Below are 18,265 nucleotides of genomic sequence, written 5' to 3' on the forward strand. Positions count from 1 at the left end.
TGTGCGCGCCCACGGAAACCTCCGTTGCGGCGATCGTAGCTCAGTTGGTTAGAGCATCGGTTTGTGGTACCGAGGGTCGCGGGTTCAAGTCCCGTCGATCGCCCCATTTTTACCAATCTTTTCGGGATGTTGGACGTGACTGCCTGGGACCTGCCAGACTTTGACGATCATGAAGGCGTGCACCTGTTCCGGGATCGCGCCAGCGGGCTGACGGCCGTCATCGCCGTGCATTCGACCGCGCTGGGACCCGCCGCGGGCGGCGTCCGCTTCTGGCACTATGGCGAAAAGGTCGAGGCGGTCACCGACGCACTGCGCCTGTCGCGGGGCATGAGCTACAAGAATGCGATGGCGGGCCTGCCCCTGGGCGGTGGCAAGGGCGTGATCCTGGCCGACAGGGCTGGCACCAAGACCCAGTCGCTGCTTCAGGCCTTCGGCAAGGCGGTCAACACGCTTGGCGGCGCCTATGTGACGGCCGAAGATGTCGGCATCTCAACCGACGACATGGTCGCCATCTCCAAGGAAACAAAGTTCGTCTCGGGCCTGCCGGTAGCGCAGGGCTCGGCCGGCGGCGATCCGGGGCCGTTCACGGCCTATGGCGTGTTCTTAGGCGTCAAGGCGGCAGTTAAGCGCGCGCTCGGCAAGCAGAGCGTGCAGGGCGTGCATGTCGCGATCCAGGGTGTGGGCAGCGTCGGCGGCGGGCTTGCCAAGCTGCTCGCCGAGGAAGGCGCGAAGCTGACTTTGGCGGATGTGAATGCCGAGCGGGCTGCAGCTCTGGCGCAGCAACTGGGCGGCGAGGCGGTCGCTTCGGACGAAATCCTGCGGGTGCAGGCGGACGTGGTCAGCCCTAATGCCCTGGGCGCGATCCTGACCGAGGACAGCATCGCCGCGCTGCAGGCGCCGATCGTCGCCGGGGGCGCGAACAACCAGTTGGCGACTCCGCAGGACGGCGACCGCATTCATGCCCGCGGCATCCTCTATGCGCCCGATTATGTGATCAACGCGGGCGGCATCATCAATGTGGGCCTGGAATATCTCGGCCGCGGCGATGAGGCCGAAGTGCGGTCGCGTATCCGGCTGATCCCCGACCGGCTCGAGCAGGTCTGGGCGGAGAGCGCGCATACCGGCGATCCCGCCGCACGCGTCGCGGACCGGATCGCGCAGCGGCTGATCGGCCGCGGCTGATTGTTTCGCTGGGGGTAAGGGCAAACCCGTGCTTCCGCAGGCTTGGCCGAGCAGCTAGACAGGCGCCCGCACATGCACGCCTTCGCCAATCCGACCCGCTTCCTGTCGATCGCCCGGCCGCTGACGCCGTGGCTGCTCGCTTTGGGTGCGTTGCTGTGCGGCTATGGCTTCTATGCCGGCCTGGCTCAGTCGCCGCCCGATTATCTGCAGGGCGAAAGCGTGCGGATCATGTACGTCCATGTGCCGGCCGCCTGGCTGGGCATGGGCGGGTGGATGGGCATTGCGATCGCGAGCCTGACCCAACTCGTCTGGCGTCACCCACTCGCCGGCGTCGCTGCGCGCGCGATCGCCGCGCCGGGCGCGCTGTTAACCGCCATCTGCCTGGTCAGCGGATCGATCTGGGGCAGCCTGACCTGGGGCACCTGGTGGCAATGGGACGGGCGTATGACGTCGATGCTCGTCCTGCTCTTCCTCTATTTCGGCTATATCGCGCTGGCGAACTCGAGCGACGAGAAGACCAGCGTCAGCAAGGCGACCGCGATCTTCGGGCTGATCGGAGCGGTCAACGTGCCGATCATCAACCGCTCGGTCGTGTGGTGGAATTCGCTGCACCAGGGCCCGAGCATCACCATGCGCGGATCGAGCATCGCGCCCGAAATATTGTGGCCGCTAGCCTTCACGACGCTCGGCTTCACCCTGTTGTTCGCGGCCGTGGTGCTGATGCGGATGCGTGCCGTGCTCGCCAGCGCCAAAGTCGAGGCGCGGCTGCGGAGGCTCGCCACCGCATGAACCAGTGGCCTTATATAGTTGTCGCCTATGCCCTGACTATTGGCGGCATGGCCGCGCTTGTCCTCGTCAGCTGGCTGCGCATGCGCAAGGCTGAATCGACGGCCGACACCCTCTCTCGTTCGTCCCGAGCGCAGTCGAGGGGCGCGGGTACAAGGTCCGAGCAGGCGCGCCTCGACGTCGCTCGGGACGAGCGGCTGAGTTCATGAAAGCCAAACACCAAAGGCTGACGCTGGCGCTCCTGGCCCTGGCGGCGCTGATCGGCGCGGGGCTGCTCGCGGCCTCGGCGCTGCGCAGCCAGGCGGCCTATTTCTATTCGCCTGCCGACCTGCAGCGCACACCGGTCGAAGCCGGCAAGCACATCCGGCTGGGCGGCATGGTCGCCGACAAGTCGATCGTCCGGGCAGCCGATGGCGTCACCATCGACTTTGTCGTGACCGACGGGCCGGCCGCGACTAGGGTCCGCTTCCGCGGGATTCCGCCCGACCTGTTCAAAGAGAATAGCGGCGTGGTTGCGGAAGGGGCGTTCGGGCCCGACGGCGTGTTCGTTGCCGACACCATCCTCGCCAAGCATGACGAGCGCTACATGCCGCCACAGCTCGAGCAGAAAGGCGGCGAGACGAAGCACAAAACGGAGAGCCTGCGCAAATGATCGCCGAAGCCGGTCTGGCCGCATTGTGGCTGGCGGCGGCGCTCGCGCTGCTGCAGCTGGTGATGGGCGCCGTCGCGCTGACGCCGGGACGGGCGGAGGCAGGTGCGGTCGTGCGGCCGGTTGCGATCGTGCAAGGGCTGCTGACGCTTGCCGCCTTCCTGCTGCTGATCTGGCTATTCGTGATTTCCGACATGTCGGTGAAGCTGGTCGCGAGCCACAGCAATTCGGCCAAGCCATTGCTCTACAAGGTGGCGGGGACCTGGGGGAACCACGAAGGCTCGATGCTTCTCTGGGTGACGATCCTGGGCGTAGCCGGTGCCGCCGTCGCGATCTTCGAGCGGCGCACCTCCGAGCGAATGATGATCGCGACCTTGGCCGCGCAGGCGGCGATCGGGCTAGGCTTTTTCGCCTTCCTGCTCTTCTCGTCCAACCCGTTCGAGCGGCTGATCCCGGCGGCGGCGGACGGCCAGGGACTGAACCCGCTGCTTCAGGACCCTGGCCTCGCCTTCCACCCGCCCACCCTCTATCTCGGTTATGTCGGACTTTCGGTCGCCTTCTCCTTCGCCGTCGGCGCGTTGGTGACGCGCGAAGTGAATGCCGCCTTCGCCCGTGCGATGCGGCCCTGGGTGCTCGCCGCCTGGATATTCCTGACGCTCGGCATCACGGCGGGCAGCTACTGGGCCTATTATGAGCTTGGCTGGGGCGGCTGGTGGTTTTGGGACCCGGTCGAGAATGCCTCGCTGATGCCCTGGCTCGCGGCGACGGCCTTGCTTCATTCGGTAACGGTGCTGGCGACGCGCGACAGCTTGCGGGCCTGGACGGTAATGCTCGCGGTTGTCGCCTTTTCCATGTCTATGGTCGGCACCTTCCTGGTCCGCTCCGGCATCCTGACCAGCGTCCACGCTTTCGCCGTCGACCCGGAGCGGGGCAGCTTCATCCTTGCTCTGCTCGCAATCTATATCGGCGGGGCGCTGGCGCTGTTCGGTCTGCGCATTGCGACGGTGAAGGAAGGGACGCAGTTCGATCCGGTCAGCCGCGAGGGGGCGTTGGTCGCCAACAACCTGCTGCTGTCGGCCATTCTCGGTATCGTCTTCGTCGGCACCCTCTATCCGCTCTTTGCCGAGGCCGTTTCGGGGGAGAAGCTGTCGGTCGGCCCGCCCTATTTCAACAGCGCGGCCGGGCCGATTACCCTGGTGCTGGTGGCTCTGATGGCGGCCGGGCCCTTGATGCGCTGGCGGCGCGACCAGTTCGCAATCGTGATCCGGCGGCTGGCCTTGCCAATCTTCGCGACTGCACTGGTGCTGCTGCTGGTCGTGATCTTCGCGCCCGGTATCGGCATTTTCCCGTTGCTCGGCCTGGTGCTGGCGATCGGCGTCGGCGCGGGCAGCATGGCGCCGCTCTGGGGCCGCAACCTGCGCCGGACGCCGCTCTTCACCTGGGGCATGGTGACAGCGCATCTGGGCATCGCCGTCGCGCTCGCCGGCATGGCCTGCGAGTCTGCTTTCACCAAGGAGGCGCTGGCGGCTGTCCGCATCGGCGAAACGCGCGAGGTCGGACCGTTCAAGGTGCGGCTGGACGCGGTCGAGCCGATCGCCGGGCCGAATTGGACAGCTCTTGAGGCGACCTTGGTCGCCACCCGTGGCAGTTCGACTGTCGTCATGAAGCCGCAGGCGCGTATGTTCCCGAACCCGCCGACCGAGACGAACGAGTCCGCCATTTCCACGCGATGGAATGGGCAGCTCTACACAGTGCTCGGCAAGCAGGATGAGGACGGCCGCTGGCAGCTGCGGCTGTGGTGGAAGCCGTTCGTGACTTTGATCTGGCTCGGGGGTGGCATGATCGCGCTTGGCGGGCTGCTGTCGCTGCTCGGCCGCGTGCGGCGGGAGCGCCGATACCACGACCGGATCGCCTACGCATGAAGCGCTTCTGGCTCTGGGCGCCGCTCGCCGGCTTCGTGATCTTCTTCGCAGTCGTGGCGTTCGGGCTGATCAGCCCCGCCGATCGTAAGATCGCCTCCAAGATGGTCGGCAAGCCCGTACCCGCCTTCGAGCTGCCGCCGGCGGTGCCGGGCCGCGACGGCCTCGCCGCGCGAGACTTCGGCCAGGGCCAGCCCCGGCTGCTCAACATCTTCGCTAGCTGGTGCGTGCCCTGCGTGGCCGAGGCGCCGGTGCTGATGGAGCTGAAGCGGCGCGGTGCGAAGATCGATGCTATCGCGATCCGCGACAAGCCGGAGGACGTCGCTGCATTCCTGGCCCGCAACGGCGATCCCTATGAGCGGATCGGTGCCGACACCGCGTCACGCGTGCAGCTGGCCATGGGCTCGTCGGGCGTGCCGGAGACCTTCGTCGTCGATGGCAAGGGCGTGATCCGCTACCAGCATATCGGCGACATCCGGCCGGAGAATGTGCCGGAGATATTGGCTGAGCTGGAGAAGGCGCGGTGATCCATCACCTTCACCGTTCGCTTCGAGCGCAGTCGAGAAGCCTGCGCCGAGCAAGGTCGAGGGGCGTATCTCGACTTCGCTCGATACGAACGGGACTGATTTGCCTTGCCTTCGTGACGAGCCCCGCACTCGCCGATTCCACCTTACCGGCCGCGGAATACGCGTACACCCAGCTCGCGGACCCGGCGAAGGAGAAGCAGGCGACGGAACTGATGGCGACGATCCGCTGCATCGTCTGCCAGGGCCAGGCGGTGATCGATTCCGACGCGGAGCTTGCCGGCGACATGCGCGCGCTGATCCGGACGCGGATCGAGGCGGGCGAGACGCCGGAGCAGATCAAGGCCTGGCTGATCGAGCGCTACGGCAACTACATTACTTACGCGCCGCCGCTGGAGCCGATCACTTGGCCGCTCTGGATCGCGCCTTTGCTGCTGCTCGGCATTGGCGCCTGGTTGGCGCGCGGGCGCTTCAGGAAGCATCGCTGATGGGCTGGCTGATCGTGATCCTGTTGACGCTCGCGACGGGCGCGGCGCTTTGGAAGTGGGGCAAGCTCCCGCGCTCTGCCTTCGAGCCCGTGGCGGCTGCTCTGCTGCTCGGCCTGGCCGGCTATGCGCTGCAGGGAAAGCCTGAGGTGCCCGGAAAGCCGGTGCAGCCGCGCGCCGAGGCCGTCCAGTTCGACGAAAAGCAGGCTGAGACTCGGGCTCAGATGGGGCAGCGTTTCGGCAGCGGGCCCAATTGGCTGGTTGCGGCCGATGGCGCGATGCGCGCCGGAGTGCCGCAGGCGGCGGTCACTTACATCAAATCGGGTCTCAAGGAGAATCCGCGCGATCCTGACCTGTGGGTGGGGCTTGGCAATGCGCTGATCGTGCACAATGGCGGCATGGTCTCGCCCGCTGCGACCTACGCTTTCCAGCGTGCCGCCGATATCGCGCCCGAGCATCCCGGCCCGCCCTTCTTCATGGGGCTGGCGCTCGCTCAATCCGGTCAGTTCCCGCAGGCCCGCGCAATCTGGTCCGAACTCCTTGCCCGCACCCCTGCCGATGCGCCCTGGCGCGCCGATCTCGAGGAGCGCCTAGCACAACTGCCGAGCTGATCTTCAATAATCGTTATTTCGAGGAGCGCAGCGACGAAGCAATCCACCCGTCACGCGTTGCGCTCGCAATGACGAAGAAAGGGCCTATAGAGAGAACGCCAGAGGGTCGGGCGGCCGCGTCTCCGCGTCAGCGGGGTCGAGGAAAGTCCGGGCTCCACGGAACGACGGTGCCGGGTAACGCCCGGCGGGGGCGACCCCAGGGAAAGTGCCACAGAAAGCAGACCGCCTTCGGCTTCGGCCGGGCAAGGGCGAAAGGGTGGGGTAAGAGCCCACCGCGGTCCCGGCGACGGGAACGGCATGGCAAACCCCACCGGGAGCAAGACCGAATAGGGGCGGCACATGGGCCAGGTTCCGGCTCGTCGCCCGGGTTGGTTGCTGGAGACCGTCAGCAATGGCGGTCCGAGAGGAATGGCCGCACACCCTGAACCTGGTTCAGGGGGACAGAACCCGGCTTACAGACCCTCTGGTACTTTCCCGATCTGAGGGACGAACGTCAGTGCGAGGAGCGCAGCGACGAAGCAATCCAGGCGCCGGCCGATCTATGGATTGCTTCGCTGCGCCCGCAATGACGATGTCAAAGATCAGGCGGGGCGCTTGACCAGCTGACCTTCGACCAGTTCGATCGCATGGTTGATGGCGGACTCGATCGACAGGAAGCTGGTGTCGAGCAGCACCGCATCGTCGGCCTGCTTGAGCGGCGCGGCCGAACGCGTGCTGTCGCGCAGGTCGCGCGCCTTAATGTCGGCGAGCACCCGGTCATAGCTGATCGTTCCGCCGGAGCGGACCAGTTCCTCATGGCGCCGCCGGGCGCGCACTGCCGAGGTCGCGCGCACGAAGAGCTTCGCGTCCGCATGGGGCGCGATCACCGTGCCGATGTCGCGCCCGTCCAGCACGGCGCCGCCCGGCTGGTTCGCGAAACGCTGCTGGCGTTCGATCAGGGCGGCGCGCACCGCCGGATGCGCGGAGACGACCGACGCCGCATTGCCGACCGTCCCGCTTTTCAGACGGAGATCGTCGAGCAGGGCATCGTCGAAATCGCAGGCGGCAAGCGCGTCCGTTTCGCTCGCCGGGTCGCCGCCCCGATCGAGCACAGTCTGTCCGACCGCCCGATAGAGCAGGCCGGTGTCCAGGTGTGGCAGCTTGTAATGGCGGGCGAGCGCGCGGGCGATGGTGCCCTTGCCGCTGGCGGCCGGTCCGTCGACGGCAATGATCATGGCTGGGGCTGCTGCAAGTCCGAGAGAAGCTGAGTGAAGCCGGGAAAGCTGGTGGCCACGGGGCTGATATCGTCGATCTCGACCGGCGCAAGGCTGTTGAGCCCCGCGACCGCAAAGCTCATCGCGATCCGGTGGTCGAGCCGCGACGCAACGGTCGCACCGCCCGCGAGCGGCTCGCCGCCGGAACCTTCCACGATCATGCCGTCGGGCAGTTCCTCGACCCGCGCGCCGATCGCACGCAGGCCCTCGGCCATGGTGGCGATCCGGTCCGACTCCTTGACACGCAGTTCATCGAGACCGCGCATGACTGTGCGGCCGTGAGCGAAGGCGGCTGCTACGAACAGCACCGGAAACTCGTCGATCATCGACGGCGCAAGTTCCGGCGGCACATCGATGCCGGACAGGCTGGAGAAGCAGGCGGTGATGTCGGCCACCGGCTCGCCGCCGACCTCGCGGGCGCTTGCAAAGGCGATCTCTGCGCCCATCATGCGCAGCACTTCGTACAGCCCGGCACGGGTTGGGTTCACGCCGACATTCTCGATGGTCACGGCAGAGCCTGGCACGATGAGCGCGGCGACAATCGGGAAGGCGGCGGAGGAGGGGTCGCCGGGAACCACGATCTGCTGCGGCCGGAGCTCGGCCTCGCCTCGCACCCGAATGTGGCGCTCGCCACTCTCGTTCTGGACCGTCAGCTCGGCCCCGAAGCCGGCGAGCATCCGCTCGCTGTGGTCGCGGGTCGGCACCGGCTCGATCACGCGCGTGATCCCGGGCGCGTTGAGCCCGGCAAGCAGCACCGCGCTCTTCACCTGTGCCGAAGCGACCGGCAGGCGATAGACGATCGGAACCGCCGGGCAGAGGCCGCGGAGCATCAGTGGCAGCCGTCCGCCCGGCGAAGCGGTCACGTCAGCGCCCATCAGCGAGAGCGGCTCGATAACGCGGTTCATGGGCCGGCGGGAGAGGGAGACGTCGCCAGTGAAGGTGGCGGTGATCGGATGGCTGGCGACGAGCCCCATCAGCAGGCGCGTCGAAGTCCCGCTATTGCCCATGTCGAGCGCCTGCTCCGGCTGGAGCAGCCCGCCGACGCCGACGCCCGAAACGGTCCAGATGGCGTCGGCCGATCGCTCGATCTGCGCCCCCATTGCCCGCATGGCGGCGGCGGTGGCGAGCACATCCTCGCCTTCGAGCAGCCCGTCGATCCGGCTTTCGCCGACCGCGAGCGCGGACAGCATCAGCGCGCGGTGGCTGATCGACTTGTCGCCGGGCACACGCGCCGTGCCGCTCAAGGGGCCCGAGCGCGCAAAGCTCATTCGCGTCGGGCTGGCGTGCAAACCGGGCGTTCCTATCTCTGGCAGCGGGAAAGCGCAGGGCTTTTGACAGCGCCCATCTGCTATGGCAAGGCGCGCCCGATTGCGGGGCATCGAGAGCCGATGCGCCGCCGTTTTTCTTTCTACGCCAAAATGCTCGGAGCAAGGCCACAGATGGTGAAGCCTGAATGGGGTTCGAAGCGCAGCTGTCCCAAGTGCGCGACCCGCTTTTACGACCTGACCAAGGACGATCCGGTCCAGTGCATCAACTGCGGCTATTCCTGGCTGCCCGAGCCGGTGCTGAAGTCGAAGCAGCCGCTGCCGTTCGACGCGCCCAAGAAGGAAGAAGCGAAGCCCGAGGACGATGCGGTGCTGGGCGCCGACGAGGATTTGGACATCGATGAAGGCGAGCCCTCGGTCGACGAGGAGGTCGATCTGGGCGGCGACGATGATCTCGGCGTCGACACTGGCGACGACAGCGACGAAAGCTGATTGATTTAGCCGATTGATTTCCGGGCGCCGCCCCGCTAACGGGCGGCGCTCAACCCGCCGGACCAGCCCGGCGGAGCAGGTGTGGGGCCGTAGCTCAGCTGGGAGAGCGTCGCAATGGCATTGCGAAGGTCAGGGGTTCGATCCCCCTCGGCTCCACCATTTCATCAGATCGATTGCCGATCATTGTGCGCAGCGAGTGTGCTCGGCAGCATCGGCGCATCGCGCCAGAGCGGAGGAACATCCCTTTAGGGGTGTCCCTCCGCTCAAGTTGCGGTTGGCCTGCGATTTCTGAGCTGCTAGGCCCAATGCGCACAGCAAGGCGCTCAGAGCCTCGTTGCGGTTGGCCTGCGATTTCTGAGCTGCTAGGCCCCAGCACAAAGCCAGTCGGAATGCGGATTAGTTGCGGTTGGCCTGCGATTTCTGAGCTGCTAGGCCCCCGGCGAGTAGAAACTCGCCCTGCAACTTGTTGCGGTTGGCCTGCGATTTCTGAGCTGCTAGGCCCGCGCAAATGTTCAGGTCGTTGAGGGAAGTGTTGCGGTTGGCCTGCGATTTCTGAGCTGCTAGGCCGCCCTGAACATAGGTCCAGTCCGCGCCTGAGTTGCGGTTGGCCTGCGATTTCTGAGCTGCTAGGCCGGATGTGCTGTCAAGTCTCTGATTTTCGGTGACGAAACAGCACATTCGGTCGAGCAGAATCGCACTTTCGTCTCAAAACATCGCCAGTTGATCCGGATTTTTCCGAGGCTTCTTGCGCCGCTGGCTCGAGAAGCGGACGATGTTTTCATATTGACGGTCCGTGAAGGTGAGGACGTGAACATCACCCTTTTCGGGCAGGTTGCGTTCGATGCGCCTGAGGTGCGTCTGGAAGCTGTCCTGACCGTTGCAGAAGCGCGCATAAACGGAAAACTGGCTCATTTCGAAACCTTCGTCGAGCAGAAACTCGCGGAACCTGGTGGCTTCTCGCGACTGCTTCTTCGTGCCTACAGGCAGGTCGAACATCACGAAGATCCACATCAGCCGATAGCCGCTGAGGTAGCTCGCCGGATCACCGTTCACGCCGCTTCCGCCAGCGTGGAACGCGGCAGGCTCGCCCACTCCATCGGGCCTGGCGGCTCGAACAGCGCCAAGGCAGGGGTTCCGGTTTCGAAGCTGCGGGCGAGCGACTGGGCCAAGCGTGCAGCAGCCAAGGCGACCGGCGAAGCCTCGCCGTCGATACGAAGGTCAAAGGCGATCAGCCGCGCAAAGCGCCTCTTGCTGCCCGGGTCGAGGGCGGTGACGCCTTCCTGCACCATTGCGTGCACGAGCGCGTCGACCAGGGGACGAAAGGGCTCCACCAGATCGTCGGCGAGCGCGAAGGCGTTGCCGCGGTTGGCATGATGGATGCCAATGGTGGGGTGGAGACCCGCGGCGATCACGGCCCGGGCCACCGATGCGCGCATCACGGCATAGCCATAATTGAGCAGCGCATTGGCGCCGGCCTGATCGCGGTCGCGCCGGAACTCTGTGCCCATCAACAGCGGCCAGTAGCGCTTCGCCGCCTGCGCCTCGATATTGTCCGGGTCTCCCGATCGCACGCGGCGCGCGAGGAACAGTAATGCGTCGGCCTCAGCCATGCCGCGCGCCTGCAGCAAGGCGGCTGATTGCGGACTTTCGCCATCACCACCAGCCGCCAGAGTTGCTTAGCAAGCGGGCGCGACGCGTTCCACTGCGCCTGCATGCGCGCACCCTGGGCGTGGTGGCCTTCCAGCGGCAGTGTCACGGCGACGGGGCTGTGATTGGTGCCACAGAACACGATCGGAGCGCCACGCTGGGCCAGCGCCGCGACCAGGTTCGCACTCCAGGTCGTGCCATGAGCGTGGACGATCAGCGCATGAATGTCGTCGAGCGCGATGCGGCCGACCTCCTCGCCTTCGGCCTTCACGACCATGAAGCCGCGATAGAGCGCCAGATGGCGCCCCTCGGTGGCGATGTCGACGATCCGGTCCATGCCCGCTCCCGCCGCAGAGGCTAGGCCATAAGGAGTCCGATGTCAGCGCGGGCCGGGATCGAAAATCCTCCCTAATGGATCAATCCGCACCTGGCGGGCCTTCAGGTTCTTCAGCCCGCCGGCTGACGACAGGATGTATTTAAACGGATCGAGGTCATTCGGCGCTGCGTCACGCGCCTTCAGCGCACCGGCTTCGTTGTGTGCGGCGAGAGCGATTGTGCCGATCGTGGAGAACTTTACGACGCGCACCAACTGGCGTTCGGCGCCGTCCTTTTCGATCGCGAGCATGTCGTTCTGGCGCAGGCTGAGCATCTTCTTGGCGGCGGGGTGGGGCCGGCGATCGGCAGCATCGCGGCGGTGCGCGTCGAACATGGAGACGATATCGGCGACCCAACGGCCATTCGGCAGCCGCCAGACATCGAAGCGGGCATTGGCATCGCCTTTGTACGCCTTGTAGGCACGGCCCTGCTTGTTGCGGATCGGAATGACGTTGAGGGGCTCGCGGACGCGGACCCGCCGCACATTCCTCTCCTTTCCAAACTTGGCGAGGGCCGCCTCGAAATCCTTGCCGGCGCGGCCGTCGGTCGCGCGGTGCAGCTCCGCGCGCAGCACCGGATCGGCGATCCGGTCCGAATTGGAGATATCTGCCGGCTTCAGGCTGGCTAGCGGCACACGGTGGACGACGATCGGCGTCTTGCCGTCGGCCGCTGTCTCGCCCGTCAACCCATAGGCGGTGTCGTTGTGCAGCCTCCCCGCAGTCACGTCTCGCGACTTGGGCGGAAGGCCCTTGCGGCCATGATCCGGCTTATGACTGACGGTGACGCGCTGCAGCTTGTCGTAAAGCTGCTCGCGAAACTTCGGCCCAGGCTGCGGCAGGTCCTCGAACAGGCGATCCAGGTCCTTGTCCTCGGCGCTGGCCGAAGCGCGGGCGATCTCCATCAGCAGACTTCGGGTGGTGACTGCGGTCACTGCCGCATCGATGGCGTGGTGACGGTGATCGAGCCGGTTCTTTGGCGCATTGCTGTGCCGGTTCTCGACGGCGCCGTAATTGTGATCGGGCAGCAGGCTGTTCAGGTCCCAGAGGCGGCGCAGCATCGCCGTCATCCGCCCCGGAATCACATAGACGCTGCCTTCTTCCTTGGTCGGGTAGAGCGAGGCGAGATAGCAGCCGGCCAGGCGCGACAGATATTGAGTGTCGGTGAGCTGGCGGGCGACGAAGCCGCCATCCTTCTCGACCCGCGCCATGGCGTCGGGACCGAAGCGCCACTGTTTCGACTTATGCAGCCGCGCTGCCTGGGCGGAAATAATTCCCCAGCGCTCCGGATCATGGCCCCATTTCTCGTAAGGCGTACGGTTGCCCTTGGCCCTGTTGCAGCTGCGATGCGCCACGACCTTGTTGCCCGCACTATCGTGGAGCGATCGCGAGTAGGGGATGATGTGGTCGATATCGGCCTCGCCACTGAACAGCATCCGCATGCCGATCGGCTCGCCGCAATAGGGGCAGCGGCGATCGATCGGGTTCGCGGGATTGAGCTCTTCCCAGATGCGCATCAGCGCCCGGTTTGCACCGGTATTGCTGACGCCTTCCTCTTCCAGCTTCCGGCCGCGCGATTCCGCCGCCGCCGTATCGCGGCGGATTCGGCGATTATGCTCTTCCTTGTCCTTTTCGTTGAGCTTCAGTTCGCGGGCGAGTTCCACGACGATCTGGTCGGGCCGGCCGTGCACGTCGATGATCGCGTTCACCAGCTTTTCGAGCTGGCGCAGGCCGATATGGACGGTGGGGTTGGTGATCTTGCCCCAGCGCTTCTCCGGAGGATCGGCAGGGTCGAAACTGCCCGGCGGAATTTCCCGCGTCAGCAGTTCGCCGTAGTAGGGCAGGCGCGCAAGGATCTCGCCCGTCCGGTCGTCGCTATGATGCCAGCCGCAGCGCTCCACGGCTTCGGAGTAGGTGCAGACGTCCTTCTTCAGTTCGTCCAGGATGCGGGCAGTGGCAGTCGGCCCCAGGCGGCCAAAGCCCTCGGGAAGATTGGCGCGGCCGACTGCGTCCGCTTGTTCTTTTGACAGCCCCCATTGGCCCACCAGCCAGGCGTGAAGCGCGTCCGGGTCTTCTTCTTCCATCACGCGCTCGACCACCGTCCATTGCTCGTCGCGCGAAAGATGGACCCAGCGATCGCCGAAGCGCTTCCTGTCGGCCATAACGGCATGGACTTCGTCGCCGGCAAGCTGGGTGCGGGTCTCGCTGGCCTTGTTGAAGCTTTGTCCCGGTTCCAGCTTCAACAGCCTGCCAAGGCTGTCGAAGCTCGCCGCCTTCACGCCGCGCAGCTTCAAAATGAGCCTGTCGCGCTCGTCCAGCTTCAGCTTGCGGGACGGCTCGCCTGGCGTGGTGATTTCGAGCTGATTGACCTCCTCATACAACCGCCGCTCCTGGAACAGCGGATGCGCCTTGGCGATCCGGCGTTCGCTGTGGACGAAGGTGCACACGCCGACGTCCTGTTCCTTCAACGGCCGCTGGAAGAAGAGGATGCGATGCAGCGCGGCCTTGGCTTCATAGGTCAGCAGGGCAGGGTGATGCGGCCGCTGCCGCTGCCAGATGGTGTCGAACTCATACTCGACATGCCGGCGCTGCGGGTAGAAGTCATAGCCCTGCGCATCGCTGCCCATCCGCACGCGCTTGGTGTCACGGCCGGCGAGGAATTGCCCCAGCGTCTCGGCGCCGCTCTCCGCCATCGCCTGATCGAGCGCCTTCGCGCCGCTGGCGATCTTGCCGTCCTCACTGTCCTTCGATTTGCGCTCGGCCTTGCGATTCGACTTGAAGCCGCGCCGCTGATTCAGGTGGAAGAGGGCTCGAGCGACTTCGTAGGGGTCTAGCCGCTCATTGAGCGCGCGGGCGCGAAGCTCATAGGGGTCCCGGTCGGCCAGCAACTTCGCTTCGTTTTCCTGGGCGGGAAGTAAGCCATATTGCTTCAGCGCCTTCAGGAAGGCGGCGCGCCGGCGAAGATAGCGATCCCGCCGCCGACGCATCGCCCGGGCCGCACGCCGATCGACCGCCAGCGAGGCCCCTGATTTCGGATCACGCCCATCGCTGAAGATACGGACGCCGATGTCGACGATCTGGCTGCTCTCACCTTCGTCCTCGACCAGGCACCAGCCAATGCTGTTCGTGCCGATGTCGAGCCCTAACCGCCGCATGACCATTCCTCCCCCAACCCGAAGAGCTTACAAGCTGCGCAAGCTTCGGCAATTGACATCTGGTCCGCTCTGGAGCATGGGAGCCGCCTCAGAAATCGCAGGGCCAGCTGTTAACAAGCAGCTTGACTGCACCAAATAAGGGCAGGGCTACGGCCCTGCCTTTTCGTTTCTGGGCGGGATTGGGGCGGCACCCGTTAATCGCCGCCTGGCCGGGTCTACCTGACACGGGACCCTGACGAACGAAAAGGATTGGTACCATGCGTCACCGCGTCGGCGGCCGTAAGCTTCAGCGCACTTCCTCGCACCGCGCTGCCCTGTTTCGCAACATGTCGGCCGCGCTGATCAAGCACGAGCAGATCACCACCACCGTCGCTAAGGCGAAGGAGCTGCGTCCCTATGTGGAGAAGCTCGTCACGCTGGCGAAGAAGGGTGGCCTGTCCAATCGTCGCCTGGCGCATGCGCGGCTGCTCGACGACACGCAGCTGAAGAAGCTCTTCGACGTGCTGGCAAGCCGCTATGCCGATCGCAACGGCGGCTACACCCGCATCATCAAGGCTGGCATCCGCGCTTCGGACGCGGCGCCGATGGCGATCATTGAATTCGTCGACCGCGACGTCTCCGCCAAGGGCCAGGACTCCGGTCCGGTTCAGGGCGACGAGGACTACGCCGAGGCGGCCTGACCTGACTTAGCCCCTCCCCGGAAGGGGAGGGGCTATAATTCAGCGCAGCTCCGCCATCGCCAGCAGCATGGCGAGGCCGGGCAGCATGCCCTTGTGGCTGGCGCCTTTCTCGACATCGATCCACTCGTCGAGCGCATGGGCGCGGCCGCCGCTGCCGCCTGATCCAATCGTAATGCCGGGAATGCCGAGGCTCATCGGCATGTTGGCGTCAGTCGACGAGGTCTGGAACTCGGGCTTCAGCCCGTGCGCGGCCACCGCGGCGCGGGCGACCTGAACCAGTTCGGCACTCTCCGGCGTCTTGCCCGCCGGGCGGTTGCCGATTAGCTTCGGCTCAGCCTTGATCAAGCCTTCCTTGGTCGAGCGAGCGCCATTCTCCGCGGCCACCGAGGCCTGCACGATACCGAGGAAGCGCTGCTCCAGCTTGGCGAGCTCGGCGGCGCTTTCGGAACGCATGTCGAACTCCATCCACACTTCGTGCGGGATCGAGTTGACCGAGGTGCCACCGCCGGTGACACTGGCGGAATAAGTGGTCTTTGGCTCCTTGGGCGGTGCGATCCTGTATAGATCGACAACCGTCTGGCTCATCGCCGTCATCGGGTTGACCAGACCGAACGCGCCATAGCTATGGCCGCCCGGCCCCTTGTAGGTGACGCGATAGCGTTTCGAGCCGGTGCCGCCATTGACGATCCGCGCGCCATCGGTGCCGTCCATCGAGAAGAAGGCCGCGACTCGGTCCTTATATTTTCCCTTGGTGAACAGGTAGCGGATGCCGCGCAGATCACCCGGCCCCTCTTCGCCGACATTGCCGACGAACAATATGTCGCGGCCGGTCTTCACACCCGCCGCCTTCATCGCGCGGACATAGGCGAGGAGAACGGCGAGACTACGCGTGTCGTCGCCAATGCCGGGCGCGTAGAGCCTGGTGCCCTCGCGCCGCACCTTCACGTTCGTCTCTTCGGGGAAGACGGTGTCGAGATGCGCCGCGATGACGATCAGCGGCCGACCGGGAGCGCCGGTGCCGCGCCACAGGCCTATGGCATTGCCTTCCTCGTCAAGCTCGACATCGGCCAGCCCCGCCGTGCGCAGCATCTCGGCATAAGCCTTGGCGCGCTTCTCTTCCTTGAAGGGAGGAGCGGGGATCTCCGTCAGCGTAACGATCTCCTCGACAATGCGGTCATGCTCGCGGTCGAGATGCGCGACCGCGGCCTTGTAAGCGGGGCTCGCCATAACCTTTGGCACCGGAGTTGCGGCCAACGAAGGTGCAGCAGCGCCGAGCAGCAACGCAAGCGCAAGGCGCCGCATCAGACGAAACGCTCCTTCACGGTACGCTCGAGGACGCTGAGCGGCATGGCACCCAGCCGCAGCACATCGTGGAACGCCTTCAAGTCGAAACGGCCGCCCTGCCGCGCCTTGGTCTCGTCGCGCAGGCGCACCCAGACGGTGTGGCCGATCTTGTAGCTGCACGCCTGACCGGGCCGGACGGTGTAGCGGTCGATCTCGCCCTGGCCGCGGCCGCGAGCGATGCCGGTCGTTGCGAGGAAATAGTCGGTCGCCTTCTCGCGGCTCCAGCGCTTCACGTGCAGGCCGGAGTCCACCACCAGGCGCGTGGCGCGGAACAGCAGCGACTGGAGATAGCCGACCTGCCCAAGCGGATCGCCTTCATACACGCCCATCTCGTCCGCGAGCTGCTCGGTGTAGAGCGCCCAGCCTTCCGAATAGCCCGAGAAAAAGCCGCGGCGGCGGATCAGCGGAATCTCGGTCGATTCCAGCGCCAGCATCACCTGCATGTGATGGCCGGGCACCGCCTCGTGATAGGACAGGGTGGCAAGGCCGAACTTCGGCCGGTCGAACGTGTCCCGCAGGTTTATGAAGTAAATGCCGGGGCGTGAGCCATCCAGCGTCGCGTTCTGGTAATAGCCGCCGGGTGCACCCGCCTGGATCGACGGCGGCACACGGCGGACTTCGACCGGCGCCTTGGGCAGGGTCGCGAACACCTCCGGGAGCCGCTTGTACATGGCCGAGACCTGGCCGCGGAGCTGGTTAAGCAGCGCCTCGCGCCCTTCATCGGTGTTCGGATAAAGCTGGTCGGGACGCTTGTTGAGCGCGATCAGCCGGTCGCCGACGCTGCCCTGGCTCATCCCCTGTGCTTTGAGGATGCCGTCGATCCGCGATTCGAGCTGTGCGACCTGGTCGAGGCCCATGCGGTGGATCTCGTCGCCCGTCATGCGGACGGTCGTATAGCCCTCGGCCGCAACGGCGTAATAGGCCTCGCCGTCCGGCAAGCGCCACACGCCGGCGTCGTGCGTCGCCTTGGCGCGGAGTTCCCGCACCAGCCCGCGCTGGCGGTCGAGCGCAGGGAAGACGCGCTCGCGCACGATCCGCTCGGCCTCTTCACCACGCGCGGGGGGCAGGTTCGCTTTGGTCAGCTTTGCACGGTAGGACTGCACCATACGGGTCTGCCCGGGCTCCACATCGCGCACATCGCCGAGCAGCTTGAGCGTCGTGTCGAGGATATAGTCGGGCGCAAACACGCCCTTGGCCGCGTCCTCGCGCTGACGGGTGGTGTCGTTGTCGATCGCCGTTGGAAAGGCGGCCAGGCGAGCGAGCCATGCGTCCGCGTCGGCCGCGTCCTTCACCTGATGCGCATTGTCCAAGAAGTCCGGGACGTCCTGGTAGGCCCCGTTTTGCTGGCTCAAAATATAGGGCGAACCGCCATCGCCATAGCGGAAGCGCTCTCCGGCCAATGTGCGGTCGAGCTGATAGTCAACCACGTCATAGTCGATCTTGGCGGGCGGGCTGAGCTTGGCGCGGTCGATCGCTGCCAGAGCCTGTTTCTCCGCGCGGGTGCGCGCCAGCTGCCGCGCCTGGCCGGCAGCCGAGTTGTCGGCTAGCTTTGAGCGCAGGCCGGCGCGCTCGCCGGTGTCGAGACCCAGGCTGGTCGCCTGTTCGGGGCTGTCGTTCAAACGATCGTAGAAGAAGCGGTCGAGCAAGGTACGCAACCGGGCGTCCTCGGAACCTGCGGTCGTTTGAGCAAGAGCGGGGGCAGCCAGCGTGGTCGCGGCAGCGGCAGAGCTGGAGAGGAGAAAGGCACGACGATCCATCAACTTATTCCCGTGCTGTGAGCTGCTTCGGTCCTGACGCGGAGCATGCCCCGATGCAAGCGCGGCGTCGACGGACGTCCTGCAGGGAGGATGGACGTCAGTCCTCTCCGGCGACAAGCGGGTTGACACTAATGAGAATGATTAG

At 65.8% G+C, this 18,265-nt stretch carries 18 protein-coding genes, 2 tRNA genes, 1 other RNA gene and 1 CRISPR repeat array; of the genes, 13 read left to right on the forward strand and 8 right to left on the reverse strand.

Annotation, left to right across the window (positions count from 1 at the left end; translation table 11 throughout):
- The first annotated feature begins 29 nt into the window (after window positions 1-29).
- The 10 genes from VGT77_RS11905 (at window position 30) to rnpB (ending at window position 6,627) form a co-directional block, all read left to right on the forward strand.
- Window positions 30-106, forward strand: a tRNA-His gene (locus tag VGT77_RS11905).
- Window positions 107-126: 20 nt separating this feature from the next.
- The gene (locus VGT77_RS11910) at window positions 127-1,182 is read left to right on the forward strand and encodes a Glu/Leu/Phe/Val family dehydrogenase (RefSeq protein ID WP_327462827.1); all 1,056 of its coding nucleotides are present in this window, start codon (window positions 127-129) and stop codon (window positions 1,180-1,182) included.
- A 72-nt stretch (window positions 1,183-1,254) separates the two neighbouring features.
- Complete coding sequence (gene ccmC / locus VGT77_RS11915; protein WP_327462829.1) at window positions 1,255-1,971, forward strand: heme ABC transporter permease CcmC; 717 nt, start codon at window positions 1,255-1,257, stop codon at window positions 1,969-1,971.
- Window positions 1,968-2,177, forward strand: a complete 210-nt coding sequence (locus VGT77_RS11920) for a hypothetical protein (RefSeq protein ID WP_327462831.1) — start codon at window positions 1,968-1,970, stop codon at window positions 2,175-2,177. Before ccmC ends, VGT77_RS11920 begins: the two co-directional genes overlap by 4 nt.
- Window positions 2,174-2,620 (forward strand): cytochrome c maturation protein CcmE, encoded by a 447-nt coding sequence (ccmE, locus tag VGT77_RS11925; protein ID WP_327462833.1) that lies wholly within the window; start codon window positions 2,174-2,176, stop codon window positions 2,618-2,620. The genes VGT77_RS11920 and ccmE overlap by 4 nt, the downstream gene beginning before the upstream one ends.
- On the forward strand, window positions 2,617-4,539 hold the full coding sequence (locus VGT77_RS11930) for a heme lyase CcmF/NrfE family subunit (protein ID WP_327462835.1): 1,923 nt from the start codon (window positions 2,617-2,619) through the stop codon (window positions 4,537-4,539). Before ccmE ends, VGT77_RS11930 begins: the two co-directional genes overlap by 4 nt.
- Window positions 4,536-5,063, forward strand: coding sequence for a DsbE family thiol:disulfide interchange protein (locus VGT77_RS11935; RefSeq protein WP_327462837.1), 528 nt, complete (start codon window positions 4,536-4,538; stop codon window positions 5,061-5,063). The genes VGT77_RS11930 and VGT77_RS11935 overlap by 4 nt, the downstream gene beginning before the upstream one ends.
- Window positions 5,064-5,176: 113 nt before the next feature.
- Window positions 5,177-5,548, forward strand: a complete 372-nt coding sequence (locus VGT77_RS11940; RefSeq protein ID WP_327462838.1) for a cytochrome c-type biogenesis protein — start codon at window positions 5,177-5,179, stop codon at window positions 5,546-5,548.
- Window positions 5,548-6,156 carry a tetratricopeptide repeat protein gene (locus tag VGT77_RS11945; RefSeq protein WP_327462840.1) on the forward strand — a complete coding sequence of 203 codons (609 nt, stop codon included), beginning with the start codon at window positions 5,548-5,550 and terminating at the stop codon, window positions 6,154-6,156. Before VGT77_RS11940 ends, VGT77_RS11945 begins: the two co-directional genes overlap by 1 nt.
- 98 nt (window positions 6,157-6,254) lie before the next feature.
- Window positions 6,255-6,627: RNase P RNA component class A (gene rnpB / locus VGT77_RS11950), an RNA gene on the forward strand.
- Between the two features lie 110 nt (window positions 6,628-6,737).
- Here the strand turns inward: rnpB and cmk are convergent.
- Entirely contained in the window at window positions 6,738-7,370 is a 633-nt protein-coding gene (gene cmk / locus VGT77_RS11955; RefSeq protein ID WP_327462842.1) for a (d)CMP kinase, read from the reverse strand.
- Window positions 7,367-8,677 carry a 3-phosphoshikimate 1-carboxyvinyltransferase gene (aroA, locus tag VGT77_RS11960; RefSeq protein WP_327462844.1) on the reverse strand — a complete coding sequence of 437 codons (1,311 nt, stop codon included), beginning with the start codon at window positions 8,675-8,677 and terminating at the stop codon, window positions 7,367-7,369. The genes cmk and aroA overlap by 4 nt, the downstream gene beginning before the upstream one ends.
- 171 nt (window positions 8,678-8,848) lie before the next feature.
- Here aroA and VGT77_RS11965 point away from each other — a divergent pair, with 171 nt between their 5' ends.
- Together VGT77_RS11965 and VGT77_RS11970 are read left to right on the forward strand one after the other, a co-directional pair.
- Window positions 8,849-9,166 carry a TIGR02300 family protein gene (locus tag VGT77_RS11965; protein ID WP_327462846.1) on the forward strand — a complete coding sequence of 106 codons (318 nt, stop codon included), beginning with the start codon at window positions 8,849-8,851 and terminating at the stop codon, window positions 9,164-9,166.
- Between the two features lie 83 nt (window positions 9,167-9,249).
- Window positions 9,250-9,325: transfer RNA gene (locus tag VGT77_RS11970), tRNA-Ala, on the forward strand.
- Between the two features lie 108 nt (window positions 9,326-9,433).
- Window positions 9,434-9,800: a CRISPR direct-repeat array (repeat unit 37 nt; unit sequence GTTGCGGTTGGCCTGCGATTTCTGAGCTGCTAGGCCC).
- Window positions 9,801-9,871: 71 nt separating this feature from the next.
- Here the strand turns inward: VGT77_RS11970 and cas2 are convergent.
- The 4 genes from cas2 to cas9 are packed head-to-tail and all read right to left on the reverse strand — an operon-like array spanning window position 9,872 to window position 14,339.
- Window positions 9,872-10,219: a CRISPR-associated endonuclease Cas2 gene (gene cas2 / locus VGT77_RS11975; protein ID WP_327462848.1), complete on the reverse strand. Its 348-nt coding sequence runs from the start codon at window positions 10,217-10,219 to the stop codon at window positions 9,872-9,874.
- Window positions 10,216-10,776: a type II CRISPR-associated endonuclease Cas1 gene (gene cas1, locus VGT77_RS11980; protein ID WP_327462850.1), complete on the reverse strand. Its 561-nt coding sequence runs from the start codon at window positions 10,774-10,776 to the stop codon at window positions 10,216-10,218. Before cas1 ends, cas2 begins: the two co-directional genes overlap by 4 nt.
- Window positions 10,674-11,150: a CRISPR-associated endonuclease Cas1 gene (locus tag VGT77_RS11985; protein ID WP_327462852.1), complete on the reverse strand. Its 477-nt coding sequence runs from the start codon at window positions 11,148-11,150 to the stop codon at window positions 10,674-10,676. The genes cas1 and VGT77_RS11985 overlap by 103 nt, the downstream gene beginning before the upstream one ends.
- A 42-nt stretch (window positions 11,151-11,192) precedes the next feature.
- A complete protein-coding gene (gene cas9, locus VGT77_RS11990) occupies window positions 11,193-14,339 on the reverse strand; it encodes a type II CRISPR RNA-guided endonuclease Cas9 (RefSeq protein ID WP_327462854.1) in 3,147 nt (1,048 codons plus the stop codon).
- A 257-nt stretch (window positions 14,340-14,596) separates the two neighbouring features.
- Here cas9 and rplQ point away from each other — a divergent pair, with 257 nt between their 5' ends.
- Window positions 14,597-15,019 (forward strand): 50S ribosomal protein L17, encoded by a 423-nt coding sequence (gene rplQ / locus VGT77_RS11995; RefSeq protein ID WP_327462856.1) that lies wholly within the window; start codon window positions 14,597-14,599, stop codon window positions 15,017-15,019.
- Window positions 15,020-15,058: 39 nt separating this feature from the next.
- Here rplQ and VGT77_RS12000 read toward each other — a convergent pair whose 3' ends face one another.
- Window positions 15,059-16,321: a M20/M25/M40 family metallo-hydrolase gene (locus tag VGT77_RS12000; RefSeq protein WP_327462858.1), complete on the reverse strand. Its 1,263-nt coding sequence runs from the start codon at window positions 16,319-16,321 to the stop codon at window positions 15,059-15,061.
- A complete protein-coding gene (locus tag VGT77_RS12005) occupies window positions 16,321-18,120 on the reverse strand; it encodes a DUF885 domain-containing protein (RefSeq protein ID WP_327462860.1) in 1,800 nt (599 codons plus the stop codon). The genes VGT77_RS12000 and VGT77_RS12005 overlap by 1 nt, the downstream gene beginning before the upstream one ends.
- Window positions 18,121-18,265: the final 145 nt, after the last annotated feature.

It is taken from the genome of Sphingomonas sp. (assembly GCF_035944535.1).
Classification (GTDB): Bacteria; Pseudomonadota; Alphaproteobacteria; order Sphingomonadales; family Sphingomonadaceae; genus Sphingomonas_B.